14 protein-coding genes are annotated in these 20,031 nt (G+C 49.4%); 5 read left to right on the top strand and 9 right to left on the bottom strand.

What is annotated here, in order from left to right:
- Positions 1–288: 288 nt before the first annotated feature.
- Positions 289–1,194, top strand: coding sequence for a TIGR01777 family oxidoreductase (locus tag EII41_RS01135; protein WP_260425424.1), 906 nt, complete (start codon positions 289–291; stop codon positions 1,192–1,194).
- A 44-nt stretch (positions 1,195–1,238) separates the two neighbouring features.
- Here the strand turns inward: EII41_RS01135 and cobU are convergent, their stop codons facing one another.
- Both cobU and EII41_RS01125 read right to left on the bottom strand, forming a co-directional pair.
- Positions 1,239–1,748 carry a bifunctional adenosylcobinamide kinase/adenosylcobinamide-phosphate guanylyltransferase gene (gene cobU / locus EII41_RS01130; RefSeq protein WP_124750242.1) on the bottom strand — a complete coding sequence of 170 codons (510 nt, stop codon included), beginning with the start codon at positions 1,746–1,748 and terminating at the stop codon, positions 1,239–1,241.
- A gap of 24 nt (positions 1,749–1,772) precedes the next feature.
- Positions 1,773–2,894, bottom strand: coding sequence for a TlpA family protein disulfide reductase (locus EII41_RS01125; RefSeq protein WP_124789086.1), 1,122 nt, complete (start codon positions 2,892–2,894; stop codon positions 1,773–1,775).
- 235 nt (positions 2,895–3,129) lie between these two features.
- Between EII41_RS01125 and EII41_RS01120 the strand changes: the two genes are divergently transcribed.
- Positions 3,130–3,765: a viroplasmin family protein gene (locus EII41_RS01120; protein WP_185711790.1), complete on the top strand. Its 636-nt coding sequence runs from the start codon at positions 3,130–3,132 to the stop codon at positions 3,763–3,765.
- On the opposite strand, the gene EII41_RS01115 is transcribed toward EII41_RS01120, so the two are convergent.
- The 7 genes from EII41_RS01115 to pyrE form a co-directional block, all read right to left on the bottom strand.
- Positions 3,766–4,827 (bottom strand): CDP-glycerol glycerophosphotransferase family protein, encoded by a 1,062-nt coding sequence (locus EII41_RS01115; protein ID WP_124789126.1) that lies wholly within the window; start codon positions 4,825–4,827, stop codon positions 3,766–3,768. It lies immediately after the preceding gene.
- Positions 4,828–4,844: 17 nt separating this feature from the next.
- Positions 4,845–5,588, bottom strand: a complete 744-nt coding sequence (locus tag EII41_RS01110) for an NTP transferase domain-containing protein (RefSeq protein WP_124789084.1) — start codon at positions 5,586–5,588, stop codon at positions 4,845–4,847.
- Positions 5,585–6,631, bottom strand: coding sequence for a pyridoxal phosphate-dependent aminotransferase (locus EII41_RS01105; protein ID WP_124789083.1), 1,047 nt, complete (start codon positions 6,629–6,631; stop codon positions 5,585–5,587). The genes EII41_RS01110 and EII41_RS01105 overlap by 4 nt, the downstream gene beginning before the upstream one ends.
- A 161-nt stretch (positions 6,632–6,792) precedes the next feature.
- On the bottom strand, positions 6,793–7,260 hold the full coding sequence (locus EII41_RS01100; protein ID WP_124789082.1) for a Rieske 2Fe-2S domain-containing protein: 468 nt from the start codon (positions 7,258–7,260) through the stop codon (positions 6,793–6,795).
- Positions 7,257–8,594, bottom strand: a complete 1,338-nt coding sequence (gene argH / locus EII41_RS01095; RefSeq protein ID WP_124789081.1) for an argininosuccinate lyase — start codon at positions 8,592–8,594, stop codon at positions 7,257–7,259. The genes EII41_RS01100 and argH overlap by 4 nt, the downstream gene beginning before the upstream one ends.
- Before the next feature lie 5 nt (positions 8,595–8,599).
- Complete coding sequence (locus tag EII41_RS01090) at positions 8,600–9,034, bottom strand: SRPBCC family protein (RefSeq protein ID WP_124789080.1); 435 nt, start codon at positions 9,032–9,034, stop codon at positions 8,600–8,602.
- Positions 9,035–9,052: 18 nt separating this feature from the next.
- Complete coding sequence (gene pyrE / locus EII41_RS01085) at positions 9,053–9,691, bottom strand: orotate phosphoribosyltransferase (RefSeq protein ID WP_124750250.1); 639 nt, start codon at positions 9,689–9,691, stop codon at positions 9,053–9,055.
- A 338-nt stretch (positions 9,692–10,029) separates the two neighbouring features.
- Between pyrE and EII41_RS01080 the strand changes: the two genes are divergently transcribed.
- The 3 genes from EII41_RS01080 (at position 10,030) to EII41_RS01070 (ending at position 19,977) form a co-directional block, all read left to right on the top strand.
- A complete protein-coding gene (locus EII41_RS01080) occupies positions 10,030–15,624 on the top strand; it encodes an alpha-2-macroglobulin family protein (protein WP_185711789.1) in 5,595 nt (1,864 codons plus the stop codon).
- The gene (pbpC, locus tag EII41_RS01075; protein WP_124789079.1) at positions 15,621–17,933 is read left to right on the top strand and encodes a penicillin-binding protein 1C; all 2,313 of its coding nucleotides are present in this window, start codon (positions 15,621–15,623) and stop codon (positions 17,931–17,933) included. Before EII41_RS01080 ends, pbpC begins: the two co-directional genes overlap by 4 nt.
- A gap of 190 nt (positions 17,934–18,123) precedes the next feature.
- Positions 18,124–19,977 carry a glycoside hydrolase family 13 protein gene (locus EII41_RS01070; protein ID WP_124789078.1) on the top strand — a complete coding sequence of 618 codons (1,854 nt, stop codon included), beginning with the start codon at positions 18,124–18,126 and terminating at the stop codon, positions 19,975–19,977.
- Positions 19,978–20,031 lie beyond the last annotated feature (54 nt).

Genomic DNA, 20,031 nt, shown 5'->3' with positions numbered 1-20,031 from the left:
ATGATTCTTGTGCCAGTATCTTTTCTTGAATCAATAAAAGATGTAATTTTGGTATCCAGTTAAAATAAAACAGAAATGAAAAAATAGTATGGTCAACAGTAACATGATTATTTACCATTCTACAGATATAAACCATCTGCACGCAGCGGCAAGTATGGATTGGTGTATGCGTGCGGATAGAGCGACTCACAGGCTTTTAGGATTGCCAAAACGGGGCGACAGTATTTGTTGCTTGGAGTATCCGGCCGATTAACCTGTTGTGATTTTGTTATGCGACAAGAAATCGTTTTGATTACGGGAGCAAACGGAATGATTGCGCGCGTATTGGGAGAGAAGCTTGTACAGGAAGGTTATTCTGCTCGCTTTTTAACACGTTGTAAACGGAGCGATCATGAGTATGAATGGGATATTGCCGGCAAACGGATCGACGCCAAGGCTTTTGAAGAGGTGTCACATATCGTTCATTTGGCCGGTGCGGGTATAGCAGATAAGCCGTGGACGGATCAGTATAAGCATATCATTCGATCGAGTCGGGTCGATTCGGCAAGGCTTATATTGGATGCGTTGAAGAAGAACGATATTCGAATCAAATCTTTTATTTCGGCCTCAGCCGTCGGATTTTACGGTACGGTAACGTCTGAAAGTATCTTTTCCGAAGACGATAAAAAAGGAGCTCGCGATTTTCTGAGCGATGTATGCGAGGATTGGGAACAGGCGGCTCAGGCATTTTCCGTACAAGGGGTATCGGATCGGACGGTTGTTTTACGAATCGGAGTGGTACTGTCCGCACAAGGAGGTGCTTTAGCCAAGATGATTCGCCCGGTCAAAAATTACCTCGGTGCTTCGCTGGGAAATGGAAAACAATATATGCCGTGGATTCATGTGGATGATTTGTGCGGAATCATCTTGCACATCCTGCGTCATTCTTCGATGAAAGGCGTTTACAATGCGGTGTCTCCGGAGCATGTTAATAACGGATCATTTAACAGGGCGCTTGCCTGCGTACTTGGCCGACCTTTGTGGTTGCCTCCTGTTCCGCGATGTATGATCAACATGCTTTTCGGACAGCGGGCTTCGATCTTGTTGGAAGGCAGTAGGGTGTCTTCAGAAAAAATGATCCGTTCAGGATATCTTTTTCAATATGAAACATTAGAGAAGGCTTTGCAAAATCTCTTAAGAAAGAGTCAAATTTAGCGTCTTTCCGGGATGAATCTCCGGCTTCTCGGGCTGCCTCTCTCTTATTTTATTTTTACCGGGATGCCGCTGATCATCAGAACGACTTCGTCGGCACGGGCTGCGATGTACTGATTCGTCCATCCTTCGAGGTCGGTAAATTGGCGTTGCAGAGCATTCTCGGAAACGCCTCCCAGCCCGATTTCGTTGGTGACGAAGAGGAACGTGGCGTCTTGTGCCGTAAACCGGTCGAATTCGTCTTTGACGGCTTGCAAGGCTTGCTGTACGTCGGCATGGAGGTCGAAGAAGAAATTCGTACACCACAGCGTAACACAGTCGATCACCACGACGCGTCCTGTGACATCGTGCCGGCTCAATGTTTTTTCTTCTTCGATATTCGTCCATTGCGTGCCGCGCGAAGCCTGATGTCGTTCGACACGTTGGCGGAACTCGTCGTCCCATACACGCGCGGTGGCCATGTAAATCGGATGGTCAGACCATGACAGTGCCATCTGCTCGGCGTAGCTGCTTTTTCCCGAACGCTGACCGCCGGTGATGAGAATAATTCGTTTCATCGCTCGAAGTGCCTTGTTTTGTATTTATTTTTCGCCATTGGGAATAACTCCCAAAGTTTCGAGGCTTTGTTTCAGCTCGATGCCGTTATCCGTTTTCAGAACAATCGTTCCGTTCTTATCAAGCACGAAACAGCGGGGAAGCGAGCTGATGTTGTAAGCCTCCAACAAGTGGATGGCTTGTCCGGCCGAGTCGGTACAAATGTTCCAGCGTATGGTCTGGTTTTTGATAAAATCGCGAACCTTCTGCGGGTCTTCGTCGAGACTGATGAGCATGATATCGAGTGATTCGGGACGGGAGGCTTGGGCAATCTTGTCCAGCAGCATGTTTTCGATTTGGCACAAGTCGCACCACGTAGCGGTGAAAGCAAGCACGCAATACTTGCCGGCAAACGAATGACGCGTATAGGGAGTTCCGTAGATGTTGGTTATCTCGAAATCGGGAGCCTGTGCTCCGACGATCGTTTGTTTCGCTCTCTGACAGTAAGCCTTAAGGTTTTTGACGATATACGAATCGTTTAGTTTCGCATCGAGTATGTTAATCAGTGTCTCGGCGGGAAGCGGATTTTCGGGATCGAGGAAGTATTCCTGTATCAGAACGGCCGAAGCCTCGTCGTCGGGATGTTTGCGGATGAAATGTTCGGCTTGTGTCGTCAATTCATGATCGATATTGGCCAAACGTGATGTATGCTCTGCCTTATTATGGTCGGGCCGAATATGTGTCGCGGTATCGATGGATCCGGAGAGTTCGGTTTTTTCTTTCAACAACGGCGCGACTTTCTTCCGAAAATCGGACAACAGTTCGTTGGTGCGCGTACCTTTGATTTGCACGAGTCGCGGATAGAGCGCGTCTCCACTGACGGTAATCTTCTTATGCGGCTCGAGATAGACGGTAATCCAATCCTTATGGTTTTCGAAATAAATGGTGAGGGTCGTATACGCTCCTTCCTGCCGTATGATCGAGATGGTTTCGGACGGCCGGCAGACGATCGTATCTACGTGTTTGCTGTCGAGAGCTTCGAATACGGCATAGATATCTTGCGCTTCCAGATTGGAGAGCTTTATATCTACCTGATAAGCCGCATCTTTGGTACATGCCGCGAACAGATAGGAGATACACCCGATGAATAATAGTTTTTTCAGATTCATATTTCCTGAAAATTTCGTGTCAAAGGTAATCGTTTTTTTTGAGATTGTAAAAGAAAAACAACAAAAAATAACAGAAGCGATTTCATGGGCTTGTGTGGAATTTCTTCAAACGAGCTCGGGAAAAGCACTTAGCCACTACGAAAAAAAATGTTTACTTTTGTGCGGAAAATCCGGAAGAGATCGTGCGGTATCGGTATTCTGCCGGCCGTTCGTTGCTACAAAAACGGAAAAGCGGATGGGAAAGTCAAAACAGAAATATTATGTGGTATGGCGGGGCGTTTGTCCCGGGATTTATGAGAATTGGACGGAGTGTAAACTACAGACCGTGGGGTTTGAGGGGGCTCTTTACAAGTCGTTCGCTTCGCGTTCCGAGGCCGAAACAGCTCTGCGCCAATCGCCTTATGAGTACATCGGGAAGCAGGCTGCGTCGTCTGCCAAGTCGCTTCGTCGCGAGGGTGAAGTTCCCTACATCGTGCAGAGTCTTGCAGTCGATGCCGCTTGTAGCGGTAACCCCGGCGATATGGAATATCGGGGGGTGTACGTCGAGACGGGACAGGAGATTTTTCGCATCGGGCCTATGGCGCAGGGGACGAATAATATCGGCGAGTTTCTGGCGCTGGTGCATGGGCTGGCACTGTTCAAGAAAAGCAACTGTGCGATGCCGATTTATTCCGACAGTCGTAATGCCATGCAATGGGTACGACTTAAAAAATGCCGGACGAAGTTAGAACAGAACGCGGCTAATGCCCCGATTTTCGAACTGATTCGCCGAGCGGAGAAATGGTTGCGTGAAAATACCTACACGACGCGAATCCTGAAATGGGATACGGCAGCCTGGGGTGAAATACCCGCCGACTTCGGACGGAAATAGTTACTTGCGTACGATCTTTCCGAAGGTTTTGATGCTTTTATATTTGCGCCAGAGGTTCAGTTTGCGTTCACGCGGCACCCCGTGACGGTCGATATAGTCGTGTACGGCAAGTAACATATTGCGGCATACCTTACCGTGGTTATGCGGGTCGTAGTTATCGATCACCCACCGGCGCTTCTCCTTGAACATAGGACTGTCGAGTACTTCATCGAAAGCTTCAGGCAGCAGGTCGGCATGGTCGATGTCGAGCCAGAATTTGTCTTTCGCGACGGCTTTGTAGGTGATGACCGGCTTATCGAGTAACAGGAATTCGTATATGGTTGATGAAGTATCGCTGATCATCACGTCTGCCATCAGTTGGTATTTCGTGATGTTATGGTCGTCGATCCACACGATGTTCGTATGCTCGTCTGCCAACGACCGGTAGTTTGCTACCCATTCGGGCTTCGTCAGCGGATGGAGTTTGAGAAGGAGCAGAATGTTTCGTTGGTCTGCCAGCTGTTTTAGTCCTTCGCGCAGATGTGGCACGGAGGTCAGTGACGGCGAAAACGTAGGTGCGTAAAGCACCAGATGCTCCCGGTTATGCGTGGCTAACCATTGTTGCTTCTCTTCGTCGAAGGCATGCCGGTTCTGATGAATCCAGTCCTGCCGTGACCAGCCCGTCTCTTTGACCTCGAAGTCTTTGTATTTACGTGCCAGCGCCTCGAATCCCCGGGTGAAGAAGGGCCCCTGCGTCAGATAAATGTCGATATATCGACGAATGATCCAGTGGTCTTTTTTCTCGGCCGCGTAACCGTGAAAAATTTCGGCTTTGACTCCGGGCAAATAATAAGGCACGATGTTGCCGGGCACAAAGATAACCTCGGGTGAGAAATCGTAGACTTCCTGCATGGAATGTGTCCAGCGGGTATCGTTTTTCAGCGGGAACTCCGGGATGTGCCGTCGATCGACAAACCATAACATCTCGTATCCGCAATCATTCAGGTTGTTGCGTATTTCTGTCTCGATCGGTTGCAGGATATTGATCGCATATTGATGCTCGCAAAACAGCACGACGCGCAGTCCTTTTCGTATATCCGTCATGAAGATTGCTTTTGTTTCAGTAGCGTATAATTTTTTTCCGCCAGAAGGAAGTCGTCAACCGTATCGATTTCCATCGAAAAGATCTCCGTAGTGTCGACGATGTCGAATGTTTGGCCTTTGGCGATCAGTCGTTCGAAGGCTTGTTCGTAAAAGACATGTCCGAGGTTTTCACACACGATCATTCGGTCGAGTTCGTCGAACAGATCGTGCGCATAAGCCGATGAAATTTTTTCGATTCCGATCGATTCCCCGATAGCCGCTTCGATGCGGCATGTTTTACTGATTTCAACAACTTTGCCCTTCGCATCGGCAATGACTTTGATTTCTTCTTCGCCGAGCGGGTGGCGGTTGAGTGCCAAGCAGTCGGACGATGGGCTTTGGATCAAGGCGGTGATCAATTCCGGAGCAAAGAAGATATCGCTGTCCAGAAGGAGAAAATCGCTACCTCTCATCACGTCTCGAGCTAACCAGAGCGAGTAGATGTTATTTGTCGAGGCATAATTTTCGTTCCGGATGAATGTACATCGTAGTTGTGGAAATCGCTCATTGACGAACGTCTCGATTTGTTCGGCAAGATAGCCGGTGACGATCGTCGCGTCGTCGATTCCGTTGGCTTGCAATGCGCCGATAGTACGTTCGAGCAAACATTGTTCGCCAATTCGAAGCAGACATTTAGGGGTGTGGTCGGTCAGCGGACGTAATCGCGAAGCCATGCCGGCTGCCAGAATCAAGGCTTTCATGAAGCAGCGACTTTTTTAATGATGTCGATTACGGTGCGGTTCTGCTCGGGTCTTCCGATCGTAATGCGCACGTGTGAATCGAGCTCCGGTTCGTCCATAAATTTGATTTTGTAATCGGCTGTACCCAAAGCTTCCTGAAGGCCGGCTCTCAATGCTGGGGGATACTTGATCAGGATGAAATTGGCATTCGATCGGTAGACCTTGAAGCCGGGCAGAAGGCCGATCTCCTGTTCGTAAAGACGTCGGTCGGCATTCATCGACTCGGCGATTTTCCGGTAGTAACTTTCTGCTTTCAGTACCGCGATACCGACTTCTTCCGAGAGGCGGTTATATCCGAGGTACTTTGTGCTGTATCTGGTGAATCGTTCGAGTTCCCGGCTCATAAATCCGAAGCCCAGACGTAATCCGGGAAGTCCGTAGAATTTGGAAAGGGTGCGTGTAATAATGATGTTCGGAAAAGCTTCGATCAATGCTTTTACATAGCTGTTATCGTGGCTTACGAACGAGGCGTATGATTCGTCCACCAATACGACTGACGAGGCGGGAACAAACGAACAGATCGTTTTCAGCTCTTCCGGCGTAAGCATATTGCCTGTCGGATTATTAGGCGAAGCGAGCAGTACGATCTTCGGGTTTTCACGTTCGATGGTTTGCCTAAGCTCGTCAATGGCATAAGTAAACGTGTCGCCTTCTTCGTAGATAGGATACATGATGCTGCGACCGTTCACCTCTTCGGCAATGGATTTATAGTACCACCACGAGAAGTTCGGGATCAGGATGGTCTTCCGATCGTCTTCGGTAAGAAAAAAATGTACGACTTGCTTCAGGATGTCTTCGCCTCCATAACCGATAAGTACCTGTGCTTCATCAATGCCGTATGTCGCCGAGAGATACTCCGAAAAAATGCTTTTTTTTCCCTGGTTGAAAATACGGGTATAAAAACACAGTTTTTTTACGTCGAAGCTCTTAATGGCTTCTATTGCTTCGGGAGCCGGATCGAAATTAAATTCGTTACGGTCGAGGAAATTCGTTTTTGTGTCCATTCGCCAATTTATTTGGCGGCAAATTTACATGATATTTTTAAAAACGCCACATCCCTGCCGTTCGTCTCGTTACAAGTTTTGCACCACTCGACGCGTAAATGTTGCTTTAGGAAAGGATAAACCAACGATTTTACAATCGGCCGAATCCCGCGGCATATCGATTAGTAGTTTCGTATGATGATTTTGCTGCCGTTTTCGTGAACGGAGTATTTTTTTAACTGAGATTTACTGACTCCTTTGATGGGAATACCCGGAACAGTTGCGGCACTGATATCATAAACGGTCTTGCATTTCGGACAAGTGGCCGTGGTACGATCCTGATCTACGGAGATAAGAGTTGCGCGGTCATTTTCGTGCGGACAGGCCAAGTCGAAGGCGTAACATTCTCCATCCAATGCGCGTACGACCAATACGCCACCATAACCGGTCGCCCTTATTTCGAAAGGTCTTTCCCGCATATCTTCGATTGTATAAGTCTGGTATCCGAGAATATTCCCTCTGCGGATATTTTTGTCGCTATACTGGGTGTCTAAAAATAGATCTACCGGATAATTGAGTATGGGATGTTCTTCCGTACAAGCCAACCATCCGAACACTACGAATAAGATTAAATAGAACTTCTTTCTCATGCCAGCAATGCTTTTTCGGCCCGGTCGACGTTCTCGAACTGAAAGCCCTCGATCGTCTGTTGCATCAGCCGTTCAATCTTCTCATTACAGAGATGCCCCATACTTCCTTCGTGCGTATGACGGATGGTCGGGGCGGCTGTAAACGTTCCGGCCTCGATGTCCATACCTACTTTTTTATACGCGTCCCGAAAAGGCATTCCTTCCATAACCAGGCGATTTACTTCTTCAACGCTGAAAAGCAGCGAATATTTTGGGTCGTCCAAGATCTGTTCGTTGATTTTTATTTCGCGCATCATCAGAGTGACCATCCGGAGACAATCTTTCAATTCATCGAACGACGGAAGAAAAAGTTCTTTGATAATTTGCAGGTCGCGGAAATATCCGGAAGGCAGGTTGCTACAGATGAATGCGATTTGTTGGGGCATCCCTTGAAGCTTATTGCATTTGGCGCGCGTCAGCTCGAACACGTCCGGATTCTTTTTGTGAGGCATGATGCTGGAACCGGTTGTAAACGAGTCGGTTAATCGGATGAATCCGAAGTTTTGACTGTTAAAGAGACAGGCATCCATCGCCAACTTCGAGAGTGTTGCCGCTATCCCCGCCATGGCATAGGCGACGGTCCGTTCCATTTTTCCTCGTCCCATTTGGGCGTAAACGACGTTGTAGTTCATCGAGTCGAAGCCCAACAGTTCCGTCGTCATGGAGCGGTTCAACGGGAATGAAGAGCCGTATCCTGCCGCAGAACCTAACGGGTTGCGGTTACATATCTTATATGCTGCCTGCATCAGCAAAAGATCGTCGGCCAAGCTCTCGGCATAGGCTGCGAACCAAAGTCCGAAAGAGGAAGGCATCGCGATTTGCAGATGGGTATAGCCCGGCATCAGGATGTCTTTGTGGCGATTGCTCTGGTCGATCAACACTTCGAATAAATCGCCGGTCAACTTGACCAGTTCACGGATTCGAGCGCGTGTAAACAGTTTCAGATCGAGCAATACCTGATCGTTGCGGGAACGTCCGCTGTGGATTTTTTTCCCGATGTCGCCCAACTTGCGTGTGAGCATAAGCTCTACTTGCGAATGCACATCTTCCACACCGTCCTCGATCACGAAATGACCACGCTCGGCTTCGGCATACATGCTTTTTAGTTCCGTATGGAGACTTTTCAGTTCGTCCTTCGTTAGCAGTCCGATCGATTCAAGCATGGTGATGTGTGCTATCGACCCAAGCATGTCGTAAGGTGCCAGATAAAGATCCAGTTCACGATCTCTCCCGACCGTGAACTGTTCTACTTCCTTATCGACCTGTATGTTTTTCTCCCAAAGTTTCTGCGACATAAGCGTTAGGCGTTTTCGTTCTCGGCCGATTCGTACGGCAGAGAAGCAATGACTTCCGATATCTTATCGACCGCCTCCTGCATCACCTTTGAAACCATGGCTTTGATAAACGGATTCAATTCGGCGCGTACGGTCATCTTCATTTTCGTATCTTTTTCTGCCACTTGTTTGAGTTGAATCCACATGGACAAAGGCACCGGAGATTGAACGGTTTCGAATTTGATCGTTTTGTTCGGTTCGCGGTCGACGATTTGGAACTCGACCTTACCTACCGGATCTATTTCGATACAACAACGGTCGTTCGAGAAAGAGAAACGTTTGATTTTGTCTTCCGGAATCCGGGCTTTAACGCGCTCCAGATTGGAGAGGTCCGATAACATCGAGAAGATAGGCTCGTCGTTATGCGGGATCGTTCTGACTTGACTGGTAAATTCTGTCATTCGTTTATGTGCATGATGTTAAGCGTCCGGGTCCCAGTTCGCAGGGTCCTTGCGCCATTCTTGAAGGATGGCTACTTCCGTTTCGTCAATATAATTGATTTTAACCGCTTCTTCGATGACGGCGTCATAGTTCGAGAGTGTCGTCAGCGATACTTTTGCCTCTTTAAACTGCTGTTCGGCTATCGGGAAACCATGGGTGAAGATCGCGACCATACCGATGACCTGACATCCGAAATTGCGCACGGCATTCACGGCTTTCAGACTGCTTCCGCCGGTAGAGACGAGGTCTTCGACAACGATAACCTTCGAGCCCGGTTTCAATTCGCCTTCGATTAAATTTTCCAGTCCGTGATCCTTCGGTGCCGAACGGATGTATACGAATGGCAGGCCGAGGAGGTCAGCCACCAAAGCTCCTTGGGCAATAGCCCCCGTGGCTACGCCTGCAATGGCATCGACGTGTTCGTATTTCTCGCAGATGATACGTGCCAGTTCCAGTTTGATGAAGGTGCGTATAGCCGGATAAGAGAGGGTTTTCCTGTTATCGCAATAAATGGGTGATTTCCATCCGGAAGCCCATGTGAACGGATTAGCCGGTTGTAATTTTACGGCCTTGATCTTTAGTAATTTTTCTGCTACGATTCGTTCTAATGCTTTCATAATATTTATGTCCAAATTCGAAGGGGCAAAAGTAAAAAAAGAGAATGAATGTACATAATTTATGGAGAATTTATTTTGAATAGATTACTTAACGATTTCGACTACATAGTCGAATGCACCGTATTGCCAGATATTCTCATGACGGAAAAATCTTTTTTTTCTTGCATGTGTACGAGGAATAGTATATATTTGCAATTTTAAAAACTTTAATGATTATTATAGAAAATAGAAGTGGGTCAATCCGTGTCTTTATCCGGAATTTTGTTTGCTTCTGCCTCTTAATGAGTGAAACTAAACTGAACATAATAAGAATAAACGATTTTAAATAGAAAGAACCCATGAAACAAATTCTTACACTTGCCATTGTTGCAATCGTCGCAGGCTTGTCCTGCATATCCTGCAAAAGAAATCGGGATATTGTGCCTTCATCCGAATATGCTCCTTATGTAAGTGCATATACCGGAGGAGTAGTCTCGTCCGATGCGTCTGTTTTCATTGAGTTGACTGAAGAACAGCAAATCGTGGAGATAGGTGCCGAAGTGAAAGAGAAACTCTTTCGTTTCTCTCCGTCGCTGAAGGGAAAAACTTTTTGGGCCAACAACAAAACGCTCCAGTTTATTCCCGATTCCGGCGCATTGAAACCCGGAGAGCTCTACAACGCCACCTTTGCACTGGGTAAAGTGATGAAGGTGGAGAAGAAACTGGAAGAGTTTGAATTTTCGTTCCGTGTGGAAGAGCGAAGCTTTATGATGGAATTTACTTCGCTCGATGTGGTAGAATCAGCGATGAATCAAGTCGCTGTTCAGGGGGAGATCCGTTTCAGCGAAGCTCCCTCCGCCACGATTGTACAAGAGATGATAACGGCTATGAGAGAAAACGAATCGTTCTCTCCGGTCGTAACACCTACCGGCAATCCGCGCACGTTCCATTTCGTTGTTTCGAACATCGCTAAGAAAGAATCTGAAACGATGCTTGAGGTTACAGTCGACGGAAAGGCTTTTAATTCTGATAAAAGAATCAAGCGGGAGATGGGCATACCGGCACTGACACCGCCGTTTAAGTTACTATCGGCCGAGGTCATTGAAGCACCCGAACATGGCGTGTGCCTGACTTTTTCTTCGCCTGTCTCCAACACGCAGGATTTGAATGGATTGATTACGCTTGAACCGATCTCTTCCTATACGTTTCAGGTGGAGGACAATAAAGTCAAAATCTTTTTCGAGCGAAAGAGTGAAAATACGTCCCTTTATATTAATGTTGATCAGGGATTGAAAAATGTATCCGACGAATCGTTGCCTACGTCTTCGTCCGTGACTCTGCAAATGAATTCACTAAGTCCGCAGGTGGAGTTCTTGTCGTCGGGAACGATTATGCCTGACTCTAAAGAACTGGTTTTGCCGTTCCGGGCGGTTAATCTGTACGCTGTCGACCTGAAAGTGATTCGGATTTTTGAAAGCAACGTGCTGATGTTCTTACAGGACAACTCGTTGTCCGCATCGTCTTCTTCGGAATTGAGACGTTCCGGACGACTGATATACAAGAAGATGCTTCGTCTCGATAGTGATCCGACCAAGAACATACACGATTGGGACAACTATTTTATCGACCTCAGTGGGGTGATGAAGCAGGAGCCGGGAGCCATTTATCGGGTAGAACTCTCGTTTAAGCAGGATTATTCGGCTTATCCGTGCGGAAACGAACCTGCTGCGCGTAATCTGCAAGCATCAAATGCTTTGACACGTGTTGAGGCCGGTGAGATGACGGAAGAGGACGAGGCCGTATGGGACCAGCCCCAAACGTATTATTATGATAATTCGAACATAGACTGGGGGGTATACGAATGGGACGAACGGGATAACCCGTGCCATCCGAGTTATTATATGGTTTCGGAGCGTAAGGCAACGACGAATGTCATGGCCTCTAACATGGGGGTGATTGTGAAGGGCAATACGAACAATACGTTATGGGTTGCGGTTTCGAATCTGCTGGATGCAAAACCGATGTCGAATGTGGAAGTAACGGCTTATAATTTCCAGTTGCAATCGATAGGGAAGGCTCGGACGGACGGAGACGGATTTGCGCTGATCAAAGCTAAAAACAAACCGTTCGTGCTCGTAGCGTCGTCGGAAGATAAGCAAAAGACCTATCTCCGTCTCGTCGATGGAGAGGATAATCTGCTAAGTCGTTTCGATGTAGGCGGTAAGGAGATTCAAAAAGGTCTGAGAGGCTTTGTGTACGGTGAGCGTGGCGTGTGGCGTCCGGGAGATACCTTGCATGTTTCGTTTATACTGGAAGACCGTGAAAAGCGTATTCCGGCTAATCATCCGGTGTCGATCGAAGTGTATAATCCTCGTGGACAGTTTTATCAGAAGCAAGTATCTGCAAAAGGATTGAACGGATTGTATACGTTTACAATCCCGACTAAAGCCGATGATCCGACGGGACTTTGGAATGCCTATGTGAAAGTGGGCGGAACGTCGTTTCATAAGTCATTACGTATTGAGACCGTGAAGCCTAATCGTTTGAAAATTAACTTGACCATACCCGGGAAGCAGTTGAAGGCTTCGACGTCGCCCGTTCAGGCAACTCTCGAATCGGCATGGCTGACCGGTGCGGTGGCGCAGAATCTTAAAACGAAGGTGGAGTTGATGCTGTCTGAAACGACGACCCGGTTTAAAGGATATGAAAAATACATCTTTCATAATCCGGCTACAGATTTTACATCGAGTACGGTCGATCTTTATTCCGGAACACTGAATGGCGACGGAAAATCGGTCTTTCGCATGTCGTTGCCGGCTGCCAAAGATGCGCCGGGTATGTTGCGTGCCAACATTACATGCAGGGTGTTTGAACCGGGGGGGGATGCGAGTATCTATACCCAGACGATTCCTTTCTCTCCTTTCGAATCGTATGTAGGGATTCATTTCGGAGAGAAGGGAAAAACAGATTACCTCGAGACGGATGTGGATCATCAGTTCGAAGTCGTGACGCTCAGTCCGGACGGTCAACCGACGAATCGTTCCGGTCTGGAATATAAGATTTACAAGGTCGGTTGGAGTTGGTGGTGGGAGCATGATGACGAATCGTTCGTCTCGTACCTGAATAACTCTTCGATCTCGCCCGTGGCATCAGGCACGTTGAGTACTTCGGGCGGTAAGGCACGGATCGGTTTCCGGGTGGATTATCCCGAATGGGGACGTTATCTCGTCTATGTCAAGGATCGAGAAAGCGGTCATGCGACAGGCGGGCTCATTTATATCGACTGGCCTTCGTGGCGCGGACGATCGAATAAATCCGATCCGAACGGGATTAAGATGTTAGCTTTTTCGCTGGATAAATCTTCGTACGAAGCCGGTCAGGAGGCGACGGTGATTATTCCTTCATCGGCAGGTGGCCGGGCGTTGGTCTCTATTGAGAACGGATCGGAAGTCATAAGCCGTGAGTGGGTCGACATGGCTTCGTCAGGCGATACGAAATATACGTTTAAAATTACGGAGCAGATGGCGCCGAACGTCTATGTGCACGTCAGTCTGTTGCAACCTCATGCACAAGCCGCCAATGATTTGCCTATCCGAATGTACGGAGTGATACCGGTTTTCGTGACGAATAAAGGTTCTGAACTTACGCCGCAAATTACGATGCCCGACGTGTTACGTCCCGAGACGGAGTTCACCGTCAAAGTGAAAGAAACATCGGGAAAAGCCATGACGTACACGCTGGCTGTGGTCGACGACGGATTACTTGATCTGACGAATTTCAAAACGCCTGATCCGTGGAATGTCTTTTATGCGCGCGAGGCGTTGGGGATACGTACCTGGGATATGTATGACTTTGTGATGGGCGCCTATGCAGGAAAGTATGGTTCACTGTTCAGTATTGGAGGGGATGAAGATATGAAGCCTGCCAACTCGAAAGCCAACCGCTTCAAACCGGTCGTGAAGTTTATCGGTCCGTTCGCGTTGAAAAAAGGAGAGGAGCAGAGCCATAAGTTGAAGCTTCCGCCGTATATCGGATCGGTACGGGTGATGGTCGTTGCCGGGCAGGATGGTGCTTACGGCAAGGCGGAGAAGACTGTGCCGGTGCGTACGCCGTTGATGATCTTATCGTCATTGCCTCGTGTAGTCAGCACGGACGAAGAAATTTATTTGCCGGTCAATGTGTTTGCAATGGAGAATACGGTGAAGAACGTCTCGATCAAGGTGGAGACGACGGGTAAGTTAAAAATCGCGAACGGAGGCAGTCAATCCCTGAATTTTGCCACTCCCGGCGATAAGATGGTATACTTCGCCCTGAAATCGGGCTCTTCGACGGGAATAGAACGAGTGACGGTAACCGCCACAGGCAATGGGCATACTTCGAAAGAGACGATTGAGATTGATGTCCGGAATCCTAATCCACCGATTGTCCGTATGGACAATAAACTCCTCAATGCCGGAGAATCGGCTGACTTTACCTACACGTTGGATGGGGATTTTGACGGGAACTGGGTGAAGCTCGAAGTGTCCCGTATCCCTTCGGTCGATATCAGTCGACGGTTCGATTATCTGTATGACTATCCGCATTATTGTTCCGAGCAGCTTACTTCGAGGGCTTTGCCCCTGTTGTTTATCGCTCAGTTTAAGGACATGGAGGAGAAAGAGACCGAATCCGTGAAAAAGAATGTGCGTGAAGCGATTCTGAATCTGTACGGTCGTCAGTTGTCGAATGGCGGGATTACTTACTGGCCGGGCGACGGGTACGAGAATGAATGGGTAACATCGTACGCCGGCAGCTTCCTTGTTTTGGCAAAAGAAAAAGGGTATGACGTCAATTCGGGTGTGCTGAGTCGATGGAAAAACTACCAGCGCGGTGCCGCGCAGAACTGGCGGGCGAATGCACGGGGAAGTCGTCGGTATGGATATTATCAGTCGGACTTTTCGCAGGCTTACCGTCTTTATACGTTGGCGTTGGCCGGTGCTCCCGAGCTCGGGGCGATGAACCGGATGAAAGAATTGAAAGATCTGTCGATGCAGGCGCGCTGGTGTCTCGCGGCGGCCTATGCTTTATCCGGTAAGACGAAGGCAGCGAACGAACTTGTCTTTAACATTTCGACAGAAGTAGCCCCGTATGCGTTAAACAATTCGACGTTTGGTTCGTCCGAACGCGATATGGCAATGATTCTTGAGACGATGGTCCTGATGGGCAAGGAAAAGGAAGCCTTCGAGCAGGCCCGGAAAGTCTCGGCCATCCTTTCACGTGAACAATCGTTTACTACGCAGTCTACCGCTTATTCGTTGGTGGCTATGGGACGTCTGGCGGAGAAGGTGTCCGGTTCGTTACAGTTCGACTGGACGTTGAACGGCAAGGCCCAATCCAAGGTGAATTCGGCGCGTGCCATTTTCCAGAAAGATCTCCCGACACGTCCGACAACCGGTGCCGCAGCCGTCAAAAACAATGGAAACGGATTGCTGTACGTGAGTCTTGTCTCGAAGACGAAGCCTCTCCGCGACTCACTGCCGGCCATGGAGCAGAATTTGCGCATGACAGTCACGTATACCGATCTGAAAGGGTCGCCGGTCGATGTGCAACGGCTGAAGCAAGGTGCGGACTTTATGGCGGTGATTCGGGTGTCGAATATCAGTGGAGTCAATGATTATACCGATGTTGCCTTGACACAGCTTATTCCGTCGGGATGGGAAGTGTATAACGAGCGCATGATCAATCCGGAAGATCAGGATATGGAAAGAGCGGCGTCTTACATCTATCGTGATATTCGCGACGATGGAGTACTGACGTATTTCGATTTGAGGCAAGGTGAAACGAAAGTGTTTAAGGTACGGTTGCAAGCGTCTTATGCCGGTACGTTCGTATTGCCTGCCGTACATTGCGGAGCGATGTACGATGCGGGAGCACAGGCACGCACACGTGCTGGACGTGTCACGGTAGAACGATGATCAACCGGAGCATAAAAGATCCGTTATTTAGCAAAAGGGCTGTCCGATACGGGATAGCTCTTTTGCTTGTTTGCTATTTCTTCTGCCTCCCCCGTACCTTGTTTCATACTCCCTACGCCACAGTGGTGACCGATCGCCACGGCGAATTGCTGGGGGCCCGGATCGCGGCTGACGGACAATGGCGTTTCCCGGTAAACGATACCGTGCCGGAGAAGTTCGCGAAGTGCTTGATTGCTTTTGAAGATCGTTATTATTACCGGCATTGGGGCGTTAATCCGCTGGCGACGGGGAGAGCGCTGTTGCAGAACATCAAGGCCGGAAGGGTAGTGAGTGGAGGCAGTACGCTGACGATGCAGACGATTCGTCTCTCGCGTGGTGAACGCAGAACGATCGGAGAGAAGTTGATTGAGATGATACTGGCAACGCGTCTCGAATGTCGATATTCGAAGGCGAAAATCCTTGCCCTTTATGCCTCGTATGCCCCTTTCGGGGGCAATGTCGTAGGGCTTGATGCCGCATCCTGGCGTTATTTCGGGCATTCGTCCGCGCAGCTCTCCTGGGCTGAGGCCGCGACGTTGGCTGTGTTGCCCAATGCTCCTTCGATGATTCATCTGGCCAAAAACCGTCCGGCGTTGATCAAAAAGCGAAACAAGTTATTGGAGCAACTCTATCGGCAAGGGATGATCGATGAAATCGATTATGAGCTGGCCTTGAGCGAAGCGCTTCCTCCGGAACCGTTGCCGTTGCCTCAGATTGCCCCGCATCTGGTATCGTATGTTTATGGAAGCCGTCAAGGGCAGCAGGTGACTTCGACGATCGACAAAGGGATGCAACTGCAGCTCGAAAGGCTATTGACTCGTTGGCATGCCGAGTTCGTCCGGCACGATATCCGCAATATGGCTGCGATGGTGATCGATGTACATTCCAATCGGGTGCTGGCTTATTGCGGCAATGTTAATTTTCAAGACACGAAGTCCGGTAATCAGGTCGACGTGATCCGTGCGCCTCGTAGTACGGGAAGTATCCTCAAGCCTTTGCTCTATTATGCGGCTTTGCAGGATGGCGAGATTCTCCCGCATACGTTGCTACCCGATGTGCCGATGAATGTAAACGGTTTTGCTCCGCAGAATTTTAACATGCAGTTCGATGGCGCTGTGCCGGCGTCCGAAGTCATTGCCCGGTCGTTGAATATTCCTTCCGTGCTGCTGCTGCGTCGTTATGGTGTACCCAAGTTTTACGATTTTCTGAAAAAGGCCGGCTTGACTACCTTGACCCGTCCGTCGTCGCATTACGGTCTTTCGCTTATTCTGGGCGGTGCCGAAGCTACGCTTTGGGATGTCACTACGGTCTATGCCGATATGGCACGGGCGCTGCAAGGGAAAGAACGGACAGCGTGCCTCCTGCTGGACGACGATGCCCCCTCGTCCCTGCCTGAAATCTTTCAGCCCGGCGCCGTATGGCAGACGTTCGATGCCATCAAAGAGGTGAATCGTCCCGAAGATATCGACTGGCGGACGATCCCCTCGATGCAGGCTATCGCCTGGAAGACGGGTACGAGTTACGGCTTTCGCGACGCGTGGGCTGTTGGCGTGACGCCACGCTATGCCGTGGGCGTATGGGTGGGCAATGCTTCGGGCGAGGGTAAACCCGAGCTGGTCGGAGCGCGTACGGCCGGGCCGGTGATGTTCGATATTTTCAATATTTTGCCTTCGTCCGAGTGGTTCGCTCGTCCCGAAGGCGTATTAGTGGAGGCCGAAGTGTGCCGTCTGTCGGGACATTTGAAAGGACGTTTTTGCGACGAGACGGAAACGGTTCCGATTTGTCCGAACGGACAGCGAACCGTGGCGTGTCCTTATCATATCCGTGTAAATCTGAGTGCCGACAGGCGTTATCGCGTCTACGAGCATTGTCTGAATAACGGGACGACGATTCCGGAGAACTGGTTTGTCTTGCCGCCTGCCTGGGAATGGTATTACAGGCGTCGTCATCCCGAATATAAGCCGCTCCCGCCTTTTCTGGCCGGATGCGGAGCCGATTCCGAGCAGCCGATGCAGTTTATCTATCCGCAAAATTATCATACCCGTGTGACGTTGCCGAAGCAGCTCGACGGAACTCGGGGAGTCCTCACGTTCGAATTGGCGCACAGCAACAGCGAAGCAACCGTTTTCTGGCATCTGAACGGCGAATACCTCACGGCCACTCGCGATTTTCATAAAGTCTCCGTCTCTCCCCAGCCCGGACAACATACGATGACCGTCGTCGATGAGCAGGGACACACCCTCTCCGCAAGCATTTGGGTCGAAGAGTAAGGGGGAGGTTTTATCATAATCTTCTTTTGGGTTTGAGAAAAACATATTCATTCTATGTTATATTTTTTGTACGCTGAGAAGTCTTAGTGGTTTCCTTGACAGTTAATTATTATTTATCCGCTTTATATTTTATCTCATAGAAGGTAGAAAAAGACGGATTGTAGCTTTCTTTTGTTCAAAAAAACACACAATGAAAACATTACTCTTTTTATTTGCTTTTGTTTTTCTTTCATTCGGCGCCGGAGCGCAGAAGATTGTACGCGTTGAGCCGCTGAGTTGGTGGGTGGGGATGCGTACGCCACTTACCCTGATGTTTTATGGGGAGGATTTGCGTGACTGCTTGGTCGAAGTCGATCAGAGAGGGATGTCCGTGCGCAAGGTGCGTAACGCGGAAAGCCCGAATTATCTGTTTGTCGATATGGATATTGCTCCCGATGCACGGCCGGGCGAGTATACTTTGCTACTGCGTAAGGGCAAGAAGAAGTTTACCTATACCTATAAATTGGAGAGTCGGCGGGAGAAATCGGCCGAGCGAGCGGGCTTCTCATCGGCCGATATGATTTATCTGCTCATGCCCGACCGCTTTGCGAACGGTGATCCGAACAACGATGCGACGCATGACACGGCCGAGAAGCCTGACCGGAATGATTATTTCGGGCGTCATGGCGGTGATTTGCAAGGCATGATCGATCGGCTTGACTACATTGCCTCTGTCGGGGCTACGGCTGTATGGTCTACTCCGCTGCTGCTCGATAACGAGCCGAAGTCGTCGTATCACGGTTACGCCTGTGCCGATTACTACCGTATCGATCCGCGTTTTGGCGATAATGCGCTTTACCGGACGTTTGTCAAGGAGTGTCACCGGAGGGGCTTGAAGGTGATTATGGATGTGGTGACGAACCACTGCGGGGCCGCACATGGGTGGATGCGTGACTTGCCTTATCAAGACTGGGTGCATCAGTTTGATCGTTATACTTCGTCTAACCATCTATCTTCCGTGAATATGGATCCGAATGCGTCGACGCGTGACCGGATGGTGCACGAAAGCGGATGGTTCGATACAAGCATGCCGGACATGAATCTGAATCATCCCGACTTGCTTCAATATTTCAAGCAATGGGCTGTCTGGTGGATGGAATATGCCGATTTGGACGGTCTGCGTGTCGATACGTATTTCTACAACGAGAAAGAGCCGATGGCCGAGTGGTGTAAAGCGGTTCGTGCCGAATATCCGGCTGTGAATATTGTCGGGGAGTGCTGGACAAGCTCGCCGGCTCAACTTGCTTACTGGGAAGGAGGAGCGAAGAGTAAGAATAAAGACGGTTTCTGTTCTTATCTTCCTTCGGTAATGGATTTCCCGCTTCAAAGCGTGTTGTGCAAGGCGTTGACAGACGACTATACGGGTTGGGACAGCGGGATGAAGCTGATTTATCGTTCGCTTTCGCACGATTTCCTGTTCGATGATCCGCGCGGCCTGTTGATTATGGCGGCTAATCATGACACCGAGCGTGTGGCCGATGAAGTGGGGAAGAATCCTGAAAAGGCCAAGCTCGTGGCTACCTTACTGGCCACTTTACGCGGTGTCCCGCAGATTTTCAGCGGTGATGAGTTGATGTTTGCGTCGAAAGATCTTACGCAGGGGCACGGTGGTCTGCGGGTCGATTTCCCCGGAGGATGGCCGGGCGATACGTTGAATCTTTTCGATGCTTCGCAACGTTCGGCCGTGCAGCGGGAGGTGTTCGAGCATTACAGCCGGCTTTTTAACTGGCGCAAGACGGAGAGCGTTATCCATCATGGACGAACGATGCACTTCGCTGTCGAGGGAAATATGTACGCCTATTTCCGCTACGATGACGACGGGGCGGTGTTCGTGTGCGTAAATGCTTCGAACGAGCCGCATGCCCTTGACTGGCCGCGCTATGATGAAGTGCTGAGGCATTATCGGCCGGAGGGAAAAGATATCTTGTCGGGGCGCTCTATCCTTGTCGGACATCCGTTGCGTGTTGCTCCGCTAAGTTCTCTGGTTGTGAAGTTCTCGCGGTAAAAACGCCTCTGAATCTTTGACTTTTCTTCGAAATGTTGCTTTTATTCGGATAAA

The sequence above is a fragment of the Tannerella forsythia genome, from assembly GCF_003860135.1.
Lineage (GTDB): Bacteria > Bacteroidota > Bacteroidia > Bacteroidales > Tannerellaceae > Tannerella > Tannerella forsythia_A.
The sequence above is the reverse complement of the archived record's forward strand: the minus strand, read 5'-3'. Positions and strand labels throughout refer to the sequence as shown.

Excerpts from the sequence above, each read along its gene's own strand:
- EII41_RS01120 (WP_185711790.1), top strand. The coding sequence starts at position 3,130 with ATGGGAAAGTCAAAACAGAAATATTATGTGGTATGGCGGGGCGTTTGT.
- EII41_RS01125 (WP_124789086.1), bottom strand. The coding sequence starts at position 2,894 with ATGAATCTGAAAAAACTATTATTCATCGGGTGTATCTCCTATCTGTTC.
- argH (WP_124789081.1), bottom strand. The coding sequence starts at position 8,594 with ATGTCGCAGAAACTTTGGGAGAAAAACATACAGGTCGATAAGGAAGTA.
- EII41_RS01070 (WP_124789078.1), top strand. The coding sequence starts at position 18,124 with ATGAAAACATTACTCTTTTTATTTGCTTTTGTTTTTCTTTCATTCGGC.
- EII41_RS01080 (WP_185711789.1), top strand. The coding sequence starts at position 10,030 with ATGAAACAAATTCTTACACTTGCCATTGTTGCAATCGTCGCAGGCTTG.
- EII41_RS01090 (WP_124789080.1), bottom strand. The coding sequence starts at position 9,034 with ATGACAGAATTTACCAGTCAAGTCAGAACGATCCCGCATAACGACGAG.
- EII41_RS01110 (WP_124789084.1), bottom strand. The coding sequence starts at position 5,588 with ATGAAAGCCTTGATTCTGGCAGCCGGCATGGCTTCGCGATTACGTCCG.
- EII41_RS01100 (WP_124789082.1), bottom strand. The coding sequence starts at position 7,260 with ATGAGAAAGAAGTTCTATTTAATCTTATTCGTAGTGTTCGGATGGTTG.
- pbpC (WP_124789079.1), top strand. The coding sequence starts at position 15,621 with ATGATCAACCGGAGCATAAAAGATCCGTTATTTAGCAAAAGGGCTGTC.
- EII41_RS01105 (WP_124789083.1), bottom strand. The coding sequence starts at position 6,631 with ATGGACACAAAAACGAATTTCCTCGACCGTAACGAATTTAATTTCGAT.
- cobU (WP_124750242.1), bottom strand. The coding sequence starts at position 1,748 with ATGAAACGAATTATTCTCATCACCGGCGGTCAGCGTTCGGGAAAAAGC.
- pyrE (WP_124750250.1), bottom strand. The coding sequence starts at position 9,691 with ATGAAAGCATTAGAACGAATCGTAGCAGAAAAATTACTAAAGATCAAG.